The sequence below is a fragment of the Sphingobacterium thermophilum genome, from assembly GCF_039541675.1.
GTDB lineage: Bacteria > Bacteroidota > Bacteroidia > Sphingobacteriales > Sphingobacteriaceae > Sphingobacterium > Sphingobacterium thermophilum.
This window is the reverse complement of the sequence record NZ_BAABGR010000006.1, coordinates 340,596-353,711: the sequence shown is the minus strand read 5'-3', so window position 1 is coordinate 353,711 and position 13,116 is coordinate 340,596. Positions and strand designations below refer to the sequence as shown.

Below are 13,116 nucleotides of genomic sequence, written 5' to 3'. Positions count from 1 at the left end.
GATCTTTGTAGTAAACAACCCAAAAACCTAAAAGGTTTTTAATCTTATAAATAGCTTTTACTTTGTGGTCCTTGATTGAAAATCAGATCCACCACACTTAAATCCGGCAAAAAGCCATGACGGTCTTCGAAAAGCTGATAATAAGGTTTAGGATCTTTCATAATGGATTCCTTTTTCGGATGGATAGCGTCTCTAAAGTCCGCAAAAGGATACTCCTTCTCATAGGTGTCCGTAAAGTTTATCGCCCGTTTGAGCTTAAGACATTTTAACAGCAGTTCGAGCTGAGCCACATTATAGTCAAGCAAGAAGTCATATTTCTTTTCGTAGAAAGGCCGAAAATCATCTTCATAGTATTCGAAGTAAGCCGAACTTCTATATGCGGTCTGCATGCTCAACCAATGCAGACGTTGCCAGTCATGGTCGTAGTTGATACGGATGTCCTTCATGGCTATACGTTCTTTACGTCCATGCTGAATGGGAACAATCAAATCCAATACACCATTCGCCGTGGCTATCCTCGCTCTATTACGGTAGGTCTGCTTCGGGAAATGTTCATATTTCTCCAGCAAAACATAACCCTCGTTTTTCGCTATGGCATGAAAATAAGAAACCGGAGGAAGATAGCTGGCTGCTAAGACGATTGAATTTGACATATTCTCTTACTTATTTTAAAATTTAGGGCAAAAATAAGTTAATTTGAGGATATTTGTACAACAATAAAGCAACAATCATTAATGAGCAAAAGCATCCTTAAAATCGTATTTTGGACTCTTTCCAAGCTTCCTTTCAGCGTGTTGTACCTCTTATCGGATGTATTGTATGTGCTTATATATTATATCATAGGCTACCGTAAAAAAGTAGTTTTCAAAAACTTAAGAAATTCCTTTCCCGAAAAATCAGAAGAAGAAATTCTACATATTGCAAAAAAATTTTATAGATACTTTCCTGATCTTATCGTAGAATGTATCAAAATGGCCAACCTTTCCGCCGAAGAAGTGTTGAAGCGTATGGAGCTAATCAATGAGGAAGAAGTACATCGACACCTCAATGCTGGAAAGGCTATTATCGGTGTGACGGCTCACTACAGCAACTGGGAATGGGGAATCTTCCGGCTTTCATTGCTTACCGAACATCCCAAACTTATTATCTATAAACCTCTCAACAATAAGGCTTTCGACGAAGTATATAACGATATACGTACCCGTTTTGGAGCAACGATGGTGCCTATGAAGCAGATTTTGCGCCATATCGTCAGACTACGCAATACCCCCCATATCAGCATGTTTGTGGCCGACCAGACGCCTCTTTACCAAGATTCGGACTATTTTATGCCTTTTCTCAATCAGGAAGCATTGGTTTATACCGGTACAGAGCGCATTGCTAAGATGACCAACTTTCCAGTAGTATATTGTCATATAGGCCGAAAAGAAAAAAGAGGGTATTATTACTGTAAATTTACTACATTAGTTGAAGATCCGTCGCAATATGGCGAACACGAAATAACACAGATCCATAACCAATTTACGGAGAAAATGATTAGAGAAAATCCTCCCTATTGGCTGTGGACACATAATAGATGGAAAAGACAGCGAAGGAATAAATCATGACAAATTATCCTAAAGTATCCATAGTCATCTTAAACTGGAACGGTAGATATTTTTTAGAAAAGTTTTTACCATCCGTATATAACAGTACATATCCCAATATAGAATTTGTAGTTGGAGACAACGGTTCTACGGACGACTCTGTAGCTTTTGTGGAAGAATTTTTCCCGCTGGTACGCATTATCGAAAATGACAAAAACTACGGCTTTGCCGGCGGTTATAACAAGATTCTGGAGCAGGTGGATGCCGACTACTATGTCTTGCTGAATTCGGATGTGGAGGTGACACCAAACTGGGTAGAGCCTGTCATCGAGCTCATGGAAAAAGAAGATTTTGTGGCTGCACAGCCCAAAATTCGAGCATACCACAAAAAGACACATTTCGAACATGCGGGAGCAGCAGGTGGCTATATAGACAGTTTAGGATATCCTTTTTGTCGTGGACGTATCCTTCATGTCGTGGAAGAAGACAAAGGTCAGTACGACAATGTCAAAGAAATCTTTTGGGCTACCGGTGCCGCCCTCTTTATCAAGTCTTCGGTATGGAAAGAAGTGGGTGGCTTTGATGCAGACTTCTTCGCCCATATGGAAGAAATAGACCTCTGCTGGAGACTTAAAAATCGGGGCTATAGGATCGGCTATTGTCCGGACAGCGTAGTGTATCACGTGGGAGGAGGAACATTAAACACCAGTAACCCTAAAAAAACTTACCTCAATTTTAGGAATAACCTCATCATGCTTCAGAAGAACCTCCCAACAGTAAAGGCTGTTGCTGTGATTTTTATCCGCTTCTGGATGGACCTGCTGGCACTTATCCAGTTTTTGGTGCAAGGAAAAGCCAAAGATGCATGGGCAATAAGCCGTGCACATCAGCACTTTCTTCTTCATTTGTTTAAAAACTCTAAAAAACGCAAAAAAAATTCAGCAAAAACAAACAATTTTGGCATATATAGAAAATCCATCATTTGGGATTTTTATGTGAATAAAATTCATAAATTCTCAAACTTATCAGCAGATAATTTTTAGCATCACTTTTTTCATCGAATAACCCCATTTTCAAACCTTTATCTTATGAGTTATAACTCATAAAATATTGGTTTTTAAATTATTTTAAGCATTTAAATTTTATTAATTTCGTCGCGTATGTCACAAGATATTCAAGCAAAAATCGCACAATTAACAGCTGAACTTAACGAATACAATTACCAATATTATGTATTGGCAAACCCCGTTATTTCGGACTATGAATTTGACATCAAGCTAAAAGAGTTAGAGCGTTTAGAAAAAGAATATCCACAATATAGAGATCCAAATTCACCTACCCTGAAAGTAGGTGGTGACATCACCAGCAAATTCAATACGGTAAAGCATCGCTGGCCGATGCTGTCTTTAAGCAACACTTACAGTGAGCAGGAGCTGAGGGATTTTGACCTCCGTGTGCAAAAAGCTATAGGCCATCCCGTGGATTACGTCTGTGAGCTTAAATTCGACGGTATCTCCATCTCCCTTACCTATGAAAAGGGCAAACTTACACAAGCAGTGACACGCGGTGACGGTATGCAGGGCGATGAAGTTACTCAAAATGTTAAAACTATACGCAATATTCCGCATCAGCTGAAACAAGGTGACTATCCCGACCTGTTTGAAATACGTGGCGAGATTTTCATGCATAAAGCAGCATTCTTGAGATTAAATAAAGAACGTGAAGAAAACGGTGAACAAACATACGCCAACCCACGCAACTTCACCGCAGGAACGATAAAACTACAGGACTCTTCCGAAGTAGCCAAACGACCATTGGATTGCTTCTTGTATTTCTTGTATATGGACAACCGCAATAAGTTGTTCTCCACGCACTGGGAAAGTCTTCAAAAAGTGAAAGAATGGGGATTCCCTGTGTCAGAACACACCAAACTTTGCAGCTCCATAGACGAAGTATTAGAGTTTATCCATTACTGGGACCAAGCAAGACACAAACTCTCTTTCGAAATTGATGGTATAGTTATTAAGGTTAACGAATATCCGTACCAAGAAGAGTTAGGCTTCACCGCCAAATCGCCACGCTGGGCAACCTCGTTTAAGTTTAAGGCCGAACAGGTTGAAACTACCCTGCTCAGTGTAAGCTATCAGGTAGGCCGAACAGGAGCTGTCACACCGGTAGCTAATCTAAAACCGGTGCCGCTGGCAGGGACAACAGTGAAAAGAGCCTCCCTACACAATGCCAACGAAATTGCAAGGCTGGACCTTCACGAAGGAGACTCCGTCTTTGTGGAAAAAGGAGGCGAAATCATTCCTAAAATTATTGCAGCAAACCCTGAAAAACGCAAACCTGACGCCAAGCCTATAGTATACCCTACCCACTGTCCGGAGTGTAACACACCACTGATAAGGCAGGAAGGTGAAGCTGTACACTACTGTCCTAACGAAAATGGATGTAAACCTCAGATTGTCGGTAAAGTGCAGCACTTCATCGGCCGTAAAATGATGGACATTCAAGGTCTGGGAGATGAAACAATAGAAACATTCTACCGTTTGGGGTTGGTACGTCATATTTCGGACCTATATACCCTACATCACAGACGCGAAGAGCTGGTAACCATAGAGCGCTTTGGCCAGAAGTCCATAGACAACCTGCTCAAAGGTATTGAAGATTCCAAAAGTAAACCTTTCGAGAAAGTGTTGTTTGCCTTGGGCATACGTCATGTAGGAGAAACGGTAGCAAAAAAACTAGCGCAGCATTTCAAATCCTTAGATAACTTACAAGCAGCAAGTATTGAGGAAATCGCTTCCGTACAGGATATAGGAATCCGTATCGCGGAAAGTATCCATCAATATCTACACAATACCGATAATATAGCAGAGCTGAATAAGCTGAAAAGTTACGGTCTTCAATTCCACATAGAAGAAAAAGAAGTTGTTAGAGCAGGCAACAGCTTGGAAGGAAAAACCTTCCTCATCTCAGGAGTTTTTGCTGACTACTCTAGAGAGCAGCTTACCGAACTTATAGAGTCTCATGGCGGCAAAATGCTGAGCAGCATCTCATCCAAGCTCAACTTCTTGGTAGCAGGTGACAAGATGGGGCCTTCAAAACTAGTTAAAGCACAAAAACTAAATATCCCAATCATTTCCGATCAGGAATTGTTGGCTATGATTAATAAAGAATAAAGTAAAATAATAATTATCAAAAAGATGACGGAGATTCAAGGAGCAGGTGTAGCATTGATTACACCTTTTCATGCAGATGGAAGTATTGATTTTGAAACTTTAGGAAATCTTATAGAGTTTCAAATAAGTGAAGGAATGGACTATTTGGTTTCATTAGGAACTACCGGTGAGACTGCAACATTAAGCTCTGAAGAAAAGAAGAAGGTTTGGCAATTCACCAAGGATAAGGTCAAGGGCAGAGTGCCACTAGTAGCCGGCATTGGCGGCAATAACACCCTAGAGATTGTAGAAGCCGTAAAAAACTTCGACACAGAAGGTTTCTGCGCCATACTTTCTGTATCTCCCTACTACAACAAACCAACACAAGAAGGCATATATCAACACTATAAAGCTATAGCTGAAGTATCTAAACTACCGATAATTCTATATAATGTTCCGGGAAGGACCGGCTCCAATATTTCAGCAGAAACTACTTTACGTTTGGCAAAAGAATTTAAAAATATAGTAGCTATAAAAGAGGCCTCCGGAAATTTTGCACAATTTTCGGAAATACTTCGCGACAAGCCGGGACATTTTCAGCTCATCTCAGGCGACGATCCGGCGACATTGCCAATGATGGCTTTGGGAGCCATTGGTATCATCTCCGTAGTCGGTAATGCTTACCCTAAATATGTATCTACCTTAGCCCATCTATGTGCGGAAGCTAAGTATAGTGAAGCTAGAGATATACACTACAAACTTCTGGAAATAACCGAATTATGCTTTGTTGAAGGAAATCCTTGCGGCGTAAAATATATTCTGAAAGAACTTGGATTCGGAGAAGATTATGTCCGCTTGCCACTAGTTCGGGTAAGCTCCAAAACACAGCAGCGTATCCAAGAAGCGATGCGCTCATTATAAAACTACACACGCTTTATACAGAAGCCTTTCCCTGCGAAAGGCTTTTTTATTATAGCCCTAAAGCTACAACTTTAATTTTCTATATAAGTGAAGATATATAAATTATAAAACATTAATTATATTTATGTATCAAGATAAAAATATGGAAACAGCATCAACACAAAATACATCACAAAAAGTAAAGTCTAAGGTTAAATCTTTCTTGGCTTGGCTAGTGCTTATCCTCTTCTTAGCAGCAGGCGGCTATGTATATTGGAAATACTATTTTGTATTTGGGGAAGGTGTAAAGTCGGGCTATCTCAACTACGCTGTCAAGAAAGGTAATCTGTTTAAAACGTACGAAGGAAAGCTCATCCAAGAAGGTTTTGGTAGTGGAAGAGCTGGCACCTTGACTAGCAACGAATTCGTTTTTTCTATAGAAAGCGACTCCATCTTTCATATTCTTGAAAGCAATAGCGGAAAATTCTTCGACCTGCACTACAAAGAATATCATGGCGTATTGCCGTGGCGCGGAAATACTGTTTATATCGTGGATAAAATCGTTAACATGAAATAATATAGTAAAACTTTAGATGGTTAATTACAAATCATTGTTTTTCACAATATTATTACACTCTGTAATAGTTGTTTTTGCTCAAAAACCATCCTCCAAAAGTAACCTACTACTTACTGAAAAGAGTCCACTGGAATATAAAAACAAAGTTTATCTATCTACGATAAAGACCGTACAGGTTTTCCCGGAAGATCAGGAAGGCTCTCTTCCTATCATAACTTTAGGAACCTCAGAAAAGATAAAAGTATCTTTTGATGATTTGCGTGCAGATATAAGATCGTTGTATTACAGTCTTGAACATTGCAACGCCGACGGGAGCCCCAGCAACTTACCTGCAATGGACTATGCCGGAGGTTTCAATGAAGCACGCATCGAAGAAATCAAATTGTCACAAAATACACGGATTCCCTATACACATTATAGTTTTACCTTTCCTAACGAGTATGTGAAGCCAAAGCTTGGAGGAAACTACCTGCTGAAAGTCTATGAAAGTGGCGATAAAAGCAGACTGATACTTACTTCAAAAATATTCGTAGTAAAGCCGCTTTCCCATTTGGAAATAGCAGTACTTCCCTCTTCCAGAATAGACAGTAAAAGAGAATATCAAAAGCTAAATATCACGCTGAAAACAGCAATAGAAATCAGCAATCCTCAAACTCAGTTTCAACTTCATGTATTACAGAATCAGCGTGAAGACAGCAAACAAATCTTACGGTTACCTACCAAGGTAGAAGCCCACAAATTAATCTTTGATGCGCCTACGACCTTGGAGTTCAAAGCTAACAACGAATTTAGAACAGCAGACATCCGCAGTATAAGAAATGCCTCTTCCTCCATTAAAGAAATTATTCGTGGAGACACCACAAAGGTCATTTTATTTGCCGATAAAGATTTAAAAACGAATAATTATATCTATATTCCCGATGACAACGGACGTTATTTCATCCGTAACTTGGACTATGAAAGTGCAGAAACACAAAGTGAGTATGTGCTTGTACGTTTCGCTTTGGCAGCGGATAAAAAAAAGGAAGAAAATATTTATATAATCGGCGGTTTCAATAATTTTGAGAAAGATTCTACGAATAAATTAACCTATGACGAAAGAAATACTTTATGGACCACTACCCTCTTATTAAAACAGGGGTTATACAACTATGAGTATAATGCGATAAAAAACAACGAATTAATTACCGACTTATTTTCGGGTTCGCATTTTGAGACAGAAAATGAATATATTGCCATAGCTTATTACAGAAAGCCCGGAACATACTGGGATGAAATTATCGGTATAGGGCATCAACACATTAACACAAACAAAGGTGAAAGAGAATAACGAAAAGAAACTTAAAAGAGGACTAAGCAACAGACACATTCAGCTTATCGCTATCGGAGGTGCCGTAGGGACAGGTCTTTTTCTTGGCATTGGCAAGGCAGCAATTTTGGCTGGTCCTGCCGTAATCTTGGGATATGCCATTGCAGGCTTATTTGCTTTTTTTATTTTGCGCCAATTGGGAGAAATGGTAGTTGACGAACCCGTATCGGGCAGTTTCTCTTATTTCGCCAACAAATATTGGGGACCTTTTGCCGGTTACGCTTCGGGATGGAACTATTGGATTCTATACATCCTAGTAAGTATGGCTGAGCTTACTGCCATTGGTGTTTATATTCAGTTTTGGTGGCCCGACATACCCCTTTGGGTTTCCAGCTTATTCTTCTTTATCGTGATAAATGCTATCAACCTGACCTCCGTGAAAGTTTATGGAGAAACCGAATTTTGGTTTTCCATAATCAAAGTGTCAGCTATCATTGCCATGATATTGTTTGGCTCATATCTGCTTATTACGGGAGCTAAGGGCGATCAAGCTACAGTAATGAACCTTGTCAATGATGGTGGTTTTTTCCCAAAGGGATGGTTTCAACAGAATGAAGATGGCAGTTATCAGGGGCTGTTGGCAGCTTTGGTCATCATCATGTTCTCTTTCGGCGGGCTGGAACTAGTTGGAATCACGGCCGCGGAAGCCGAAAATCCGGAGAAGAACATTCCTAAAGCTACCAACCAGGTGTTGGTAAGGATTCTCATATTCTACGTAGGAGCTTTATTTATTCTTTTTTCCTTGATGCCTTGGCGAAATATTACCGCCAATACCAGTCCTTTTGTGGAAGTTTTCAACGTGTTGGAAGGTAAAAACTTCACGCTTTTCGGTCAGACTTACAACTTTATGGGACTTATCGCCAATGCGCTTAACCTTATCGTATTGACTGCCGCCCTGTCGGTATACAACAGCTGTGTATATAGTAACTCACGCATGCTTTACGGCCTTGCGGAGCAAGGCAATGCCCCGCGCTTCCTAAAGAAGCTTAACAAGAACCATGCTCCCGTGACAGCTTTGCTCGTGTCCGCGGCATTCGTGACCATATGTATCATCATCAATAAGATTATGCCGGAGCAAGCCTTGGAAATATTAATGTCCCTAGTTGTTTCAGCCTTGATCATCAACTGGATTATGATATCTTGGACGCACCTTTACTTCAAAAAAAGCAAGGTCAAAGAAAACCATAAGACAAAGTTCCCTAGTCTTTTGTACCCTTGGAGCAATTATCTTACTTTGTTCTTTTTGTTTGGCGTGCTGGCTATGATGTGGCTTACAGGTTTACGTATCTCGGTAGAGCTTATACCTATATGGCTGCTCATCCTTTATATCTCTTATCGTATTACAAAACGAAAAAAAACTACACAAACAGCATAAAACAAAGAGAGCTTCCTTTCGGAAGCTCTCTTTGTTTTAAATATGAATGAATAGACTAAATATTTTTAGGATTAATCTTCTTTAGCGGCAAGATAACGTTCTGCTTCTAGTGCGGCCATACATCCTGTTCCGGCAGCGGTGATAGCCTGTCTGTACACATGGTCTTGGACGTCTCCTGCAGCAAAAACACCAGGAATATTGGTTGCTGTAGAATCTGGCTTCGTAATCAAATAACCTGTTTCGTCCATATCCAAAATTCCTTGGAACAGCTCGGTATTCGGTTTATGACCGATAGCAACGAAGAAACCAGTTACCGCCAATTCTTTGGTTTCGTTGGTCTTATTGTTTCTGACACGCACTCCTGTCACCACCTGGCCATCTCCTAGAATTTCTTCTGTTTCGGTATTATACAACACTTCAATATTTGGTGTATTGATTACACGGTGATACATAGCTTTAGAAGCGCGGAATTCGTCACGACGTACCAACATATACACCTTATTACATAGTTTTGCTAGATAGGTAGCCTCTTCGGCGGCAGTATCTCCGGCCCCCACGATAGCCACATCCTGACCTTTGAAGAAGAAACCGTCACATACAGCACAGGCAGAAACCCCAAACCCATTATATTTCTGTTCTGACTCTAATCCTAACCATTTGGCAGTGGCCCCGGTAGCGATAATCACCGTATCCGCAGAGACAACAGTATTTCCGTCAATCTCGGCATAGTGAAGACCTCCATCTTTGGAAAAATCCACTTTAGTAACATAACCGAAACGCACCTGCGTACCGAAACGTTCAGCCTGCTGCTTTAAGTCTTCCATGAGCTCCGGCCCCTTGATTCCATTGGGATAACCTGGGAAATTATCCACCTCAGTGGTTTGTGTTAGCTGACCTCCCGGTACGATGCCCGTATATACTACAGGTTTTAAATCTGCACGTGCAGCATAAATAGCTGCCGTATAGCCTGCAGGCCCCGAGCCGATAATCAAACACTTAATATGCTCTGCTACTTGTTCTTTATTCATCGAATATTCTTTTATACTTTTACTTTATTTATTACCAAATTTATTTTTCAAACTCATAAGCATGTCATTCGTGATAGGCTCAGGCTTCTTGTCCGTCTTTTGGATGTTTTCTTTGTGTTCCACCTTTGACGGCTGCTGTTTTTGTTCGGCCTTAGCATTTTTGAAAGCAATCCACTCCTTCTCCAAGATACGTTTAGTATACAATGGAAAATCACCGTTTTGCATCCAAGCATAATAGCTAGGCTCGCTTTCAAAGACGTCTTTCAGTCTCTTTCCCTTATGTTTACCGAAGTTTATGAGCACCTCTCCTTCTTCATCGTAGACAAAACGTCCTGCGAAGTCTACTGGACGCGACAGATTGGTAAAGCGGTGCAAGGCCTCCACATCATTTACCACCGGATAAGAGACATTGCCATGCTTATCGACAAAGCTTTCATTTTCGTACTTCGACAACTGTGCTTTCAACACTTCATACGTTGCCCGCACATCATCCTCGGCCTGATGGGCATTGTCCAATTCTTTACCACAATAAAACTTATAGGCTGCCTTCAGCGTACGTTGCTCCATCTGATGGAAAATGTTCTGTACATCCACGAAAGAACGTCCCTCCAGACTGAAGTCTATTCCTGCAGCAAGAAATTCTTCCATCAGCATAGGCACGTCAAACTTGTTAGAATTGTAGCCCGCCAAATCGGCGTCACCTATAAAATCTGCTATCTCCTGAGCTATATCTTTGAATGTAGGGGCATCCTTTACATCTTCATCGTATATACCATGGAACATGGAAGATTCCTTCGGAATAGGAATGCCAGGGTTTACTCTCCTTGTATAGACCTCTTCCGAATTGTCCACATTAACTTTCAGAATAGAAATTTCTACAATCTTATCCGTAGCAATATTAACTCCTGTTGTCTCTAGATCAAAAAATGCTAACGGTCTTTTTAGTTTTAATTCCATGTAATACTACTATTGAGATGATGCCCTTGCAGACACAACCATGATTTTTGTTAAACAAAAATAAGGAAATGCCTACGTAGCAAAAACTTATTTCAACTTATAAATGATATTATGAGATATTTTCAACAAAAGTAAGGTAACTTCCGAAAAGTTATCGATTACTCCCCTTTATTATAGGACCAGTTTAATAATTTTTCTTGCATCAGCCTTGAAATTTTGTTGAAGTAGCGCTTCTGCTTATATCCCATGACCCACTGTATTCCTTGTACTGCATTGGTACAAAACAGCTCGTCAGCCTTTTTCATAATTTCCGGGTTAATCTGCGCTTCCACGACCGGAATCCCCTCATCTGCCGCCATATCCATCACGACTTTGCGCATGATCCCTTCTACACATCCCTGATTTAAAGCAGGTGTATACAGCACTTTATCGAAGTAAACGAAAATGTTGGAGGTCAATGCCTCACAGAGAAACCCCTCCTGATTGAGAATAAAGACATCATCATACTCAAACTTACGTTTGAAGTTTCCAGCCAACACATAAACCAAGGCATTGTTGGTCTTCAACGCCGAAAGATCGCTATACGGCTTCTTAACTTCCGTAAACAGGTCGACGATTAGGCCTACCTTTTTATCCCTTACTTCCGTCTCTAGCTTATGTACTTGGAGGATGAAGGCCGACTTATTGGTTACGGGCGTATAGATGCCTCCTCCCTCACGAAAGACGATAAGGCGTACCCGCACCCTTTGCCCCAACATATTGTTTTTTCGGATAAGATCATCCGTTATTTTCTTGATAAAGTATGCATCAAACATGGACGACTGTTCCAACTGTAGCTTCTGCATACCTCGCTGAAGTCTGTCCACATGAAGATGTAGAAAACGTATTTCTCCTCCCTGATACAGCATGGTCTCAAAAAGACCGTCCCCATAGCGGAGTGCACGGCTATCCACAGAAAATAGCTTGGAATCTTCAGGAACAATCTGTCCGTTAAAATTTATATAGTGTATCGGCATATTCTTTTCCTTTCTTAACTATTCATCTGTTGAGCATAAGCTCTCCATCTTTCCAACACTTGTTCCATATCTTGTGGCAGAGGCACCTCAAAGTCCATTCTCTGTTTGCTGACAGGATGCTCAAACCCTAAAGATTTAGCATGAAGTGCCTGTCTAGGTAAAATAGATAAACAGTTATCCACAAACTGCTTATACTTACTAAAGGAAGTGCCTTTCACAATGCGGTTGCCTCCATAACTGGTATCGCCAAATAGCGGATGACCTATAGACTTCATATGTGCTCGGATCTGATGGGTGCGTCCTGTTTCCAGCTGACACTCTATGAGTGTTACCATCCCTAATCTTTCCAAAACCTTATAATGGGTGACCGACCATTTACCTTTTTCTGGGTCATCATATAGCGACATGATACGTCGATCTTTTATATCTCTTCCTATATATCCGTTCACGGTCCCATCCTGCTCTATATCTCCCCATACTAGAGCTACATACTTACGGCTTATAGAATGTTCGAAAAATTGCTTAGCCAGATACGTCATGGCCCATTCATTCTTGGCAATGATAAGCAGCCCTGAAGTGTCTTTGTCGATACGGTGCACCAAACCCGGACGACCGGTATTCCCCGGCATCACCGGCAGCTGATTAAGGTGATAAGACAAAGCATTGACTAACGTACCACTGTAATTATTGTAGCCCGGATGCACAACCATGCCGGCCTCTTTATTTACCAAAAGCACATCATCATCCTCATAAACTATATCTATTGGAATATCTTCCGGATAAACTTCCGTATCTCGTGGAGGGTCAGGCAACACCACCGTAATAATGTCCGCTGGTTTTACCTTATAGCTCGCCTTGATAGTTTTATCATTGACCCTTACCGAACCGGAATCTATGGCATTCTGTATGCGATTACGGGAGGTGTTCTCAATCCTATTCATCAAGAACTTGTCAATACGTACGGGATTGACTCCCTTCTCAACCACGATACGTACGTGCTCGTATAACTCCTGCTCTTCCTGTTCGATTAATTCAATATCTTCTGACATTCTACAAAAGTAAAGGAAATCACGCAAAATCTATTAACTTTGGCTCTGCCTACAATTAAAATTATTGGAGTTTATATAGATTATTTTTTGCTTTCCAC

12 protein-coding genes are annotated in these 13,116 nt (G+C 40.7%); 7 read left to right on the top strand and 5 right to left on the bottom strand.

Annotated features, from left to right (window positions below; translation table 11 throughout):
* Positions 1 to 44: 44 nt before the first annotated feature.
* The gene (locus tag ABD873_RS03575) at positions 45 to 653 is read right to left on the bottom strand and encodes a WbqC family protein (protein ID WP_345064727.1); all 609 of its coding nucleotides are present in this window, start codon (positions 651 to 653) and stop codon (positions 45 to 47) included.
* Positions 654 to 734: 81 nt separating this feature from the next.
* Between ABD873_RS03575 and ABD873_RS03570 the strand changes: the two genes are divergently transcribed.
* The 7 genes from ABD873_RS03570 to ABD873_RS03540 all read left to right on the top strand — a co-directional run bounded on the left by ABD873_RS03570 (position 735) and on the right by ABD873_RS03540 (position 8,968).
* Entirely contained in the window at positions 735 to 1,607 is an 873-nt protein-coding gene (locus ABD873_RS03570; protein ID WP_345064724.1) for a lysophospholipid acyltransferase family protein, read from the top strand.
* Positions 1,604 to 2,629 carry a glycosyltransferase family 2 protein gene (locus ABD873_RS03565; RefSeq protein ID WP_039053651.1) on the top strand — a complete coding sequence of 342 codons (1,026 nt, stop codon included), beginning with the start codon at positions 1,604 to 1,606 and terminating at the stop codon, positions 2,627 to 2,629. Before ABD873_RS03570 ends, ABD873_RS03565 begins: the two co-directional genes overlap by 4 nt.
* Before the next feature lie 117 nt (positions 2,630 to 2,746).
* The gene (ligA, locus tag ABD873_RS03560; protein ID WP_345064721.1) at positions 2,747 to 4,768 is read left to right on the top strand and encodes an NAD-dependent DNA ligase LigA; all 2,022 of its coding nucleotides are present in this window, start codon (positions 2,747 to 2,749) and stop codon (positions 4,766 to 4,768) included.
* A 24-nt stretch (positions 4,769 to 4,792) separates the two neighbouring features.
* Positions 4,793 to 5,668, top strand: coding sequence for a 4-hydroxy-tetrahydrodipicolinate synthase (gene dapA / locus ABD873_RS03555; protein WP_345064718.1), 876 nt, complete (start codon positions 4,793 to 4,795; stop codon positions 5,666 to 5,668).
* A 142-nt stretch (positions 5,669 to 5,810) separates the two neighbouring features.
* Positions 5,811 to 6,224, top strand: coding sequence for a hypothetical protein (locus ABD873_RS03550; protein WP_052258760.1), 414 nt, complete (start codon positions 5,811 to 5,813; stop codon positions 6,222 to 6,224).
* Between the two features lie 16 nt (positions 6,225 to 6,240).
* A complete protein-coding gene (locus ABD873_RS03545) occupies positions 6,241 to 7,554 on the top strand; it encodes a type IX secretion system plug protein (RefSeq protein WP_345064713.1) in 1,314 nt (437 codons plus the stop codon).
* The gene (locus tag ABD873_RS03540; RefSeq protein ID WP_345064708.1) at positions 7,541 to 8,968 is read left to right on the top strand and encodes an amino acid permease; all 1,428 of its coding nucleotides are present in this window, start codon (positions 7,541 to 7,543) and stop codon (positions 8,966 to 8,968) included. Before ABD873_RS03545 ends, ABD873_RS03540 begins: the two co-directional genes overlap by 14 nt.
* A 71-nt stretch (positions 8,969 to 9,039) precedes the next feature.
* Here ABD873_RS03540 and trxB read toward each other — a convergent pair whose 3' ends face one another.
* From trxB to ABD873_RS03520, 4 genes are all read right to left on the bottom strand, one after another.
* Entirely contained in the window at positions 9,040 to 9,996 is a 957-nt protein-coding gene (gene trxB, locus ABD873_RS03535; RefSeq protein ID WP_345064705.1) for a thioredoxin-disulfide reductase, read from the bottom strand.
* A gap of 24 nt (positions 9,997 to 10,020) precedes the next feature.
* Complete coding sequence (locus ABD873_RS03530; RefSeq protein ID WP_039053654.1) at positions 10,021 to 10,953, bottom strand: 3'-5' exonuclease; 933 nt, start codon at positions 10,951 to 10,953, stop codon at positions 10,021 to 10,023.
* Between the two features lie 158 nt (positions 10,954 to 11,111).
* A complete protein-coding gene (locus tag ABD873_RS03525; RefSeq protein ID WP_345064701.1) occupies positions 11,112 to 11,969 on the bottom strand; it encodes an aminotransferase class IV in 858 nt (285 codons plus the stop codon).
* Positions 11,970 to 11,983: 14 nt separating this feature from the next.
* Positions 11,984 to 13,018 (bottom strand): RluA family pseudouridine synthase, encoded by a 1,035-nt coding sequence (locus ABD873_RS03520; protein WP_345064698.1) that lies wholly within the window; start codon positions 13,016 to 13,018, stop codon positions 11,984 to 11,986.
* Positions 13,019 to 13,116 lie beyond the last annotated feature (98 nt).

Excerpts from the sequence above, each read along its gene's own strand:
- ABD873_RS03575 (WP_345064727.1), bottom strand. The coding sequence starts at position 653 with ATGTCAAATTCAATCGTCTTAGCAGCCAGCTATCTTCCTCCGGTTTCT.
- ABD873_RS03570 (WP_345064724.1), top strand. The coding sequence starts at position 735 with ATGAGCAAAAGCATCCTTAAAATCGTATTTTGGACTCTTTCCAAGCTT.
- ABD873_RS03565 (WP_039053651.1), top strand. The coding sequence starts at position 1,604 with ATGACAAATTATCCTAAAGTATCCATAGTCATCTTAAACTGGAACGGT.
- ligA (WP_345064721.1), top strand. The coding sequence starts at position 2,747 with ATGTCACAAGATATTCAAGCAAAAATCGCACAATTAACAGCTGAACTT.
- dapA (WP_345064718.1), top strand. The coding sequence starts at position 4,793 with ATGACGGAGATTCAAGGAGCAGGTGTAGCATTGATTACACCTTTTCAT.
- ABD873_RS03550 (WP_052258760.1), top strand. The coding sequence starts at position 5,811 with ATGGAAACAGCATCAACACAAAATACATCACAAAAAGTAAAGTCTAAG.
- ABD873_RS03545 (WP_345064713.1), top strand. The coding sequence starts at position 6,241 with ATGGTTAATTACAAATCATTGTTTTTCACAATATTATTACACTCTGTA.
- trxB (WP_345064705.1), bottom strand. The coding sequence starts at position 9,996 with ATGAATAAAGAACAAGTAGCAGAGCATATTAAGTGTTTGATTATCGGC.
- ABD873_RS03530 (WP_039053654.1), bottom strand. The coding sequence starts at position 10,953 with ATGGAATTAAAACTAAAAAGACCGTTAGCATTTTTTGATCTAGAGACA.
- ABD873_RS03525 (WP_345064701.1), bottom strand. The coding sequence starts at position 11,969 with ATGCCGATACACTATATAAATTTTAACGGACAGATTGTTCCTGAAGAT.
- ABD873_RS03520 (WP_345064698.1), bottom strand. The coding sequence starts at position 13,018 with ATGTCAGAAGATATTGAATTAATCGAACAGGAAGAGCAGGAGTTATAC.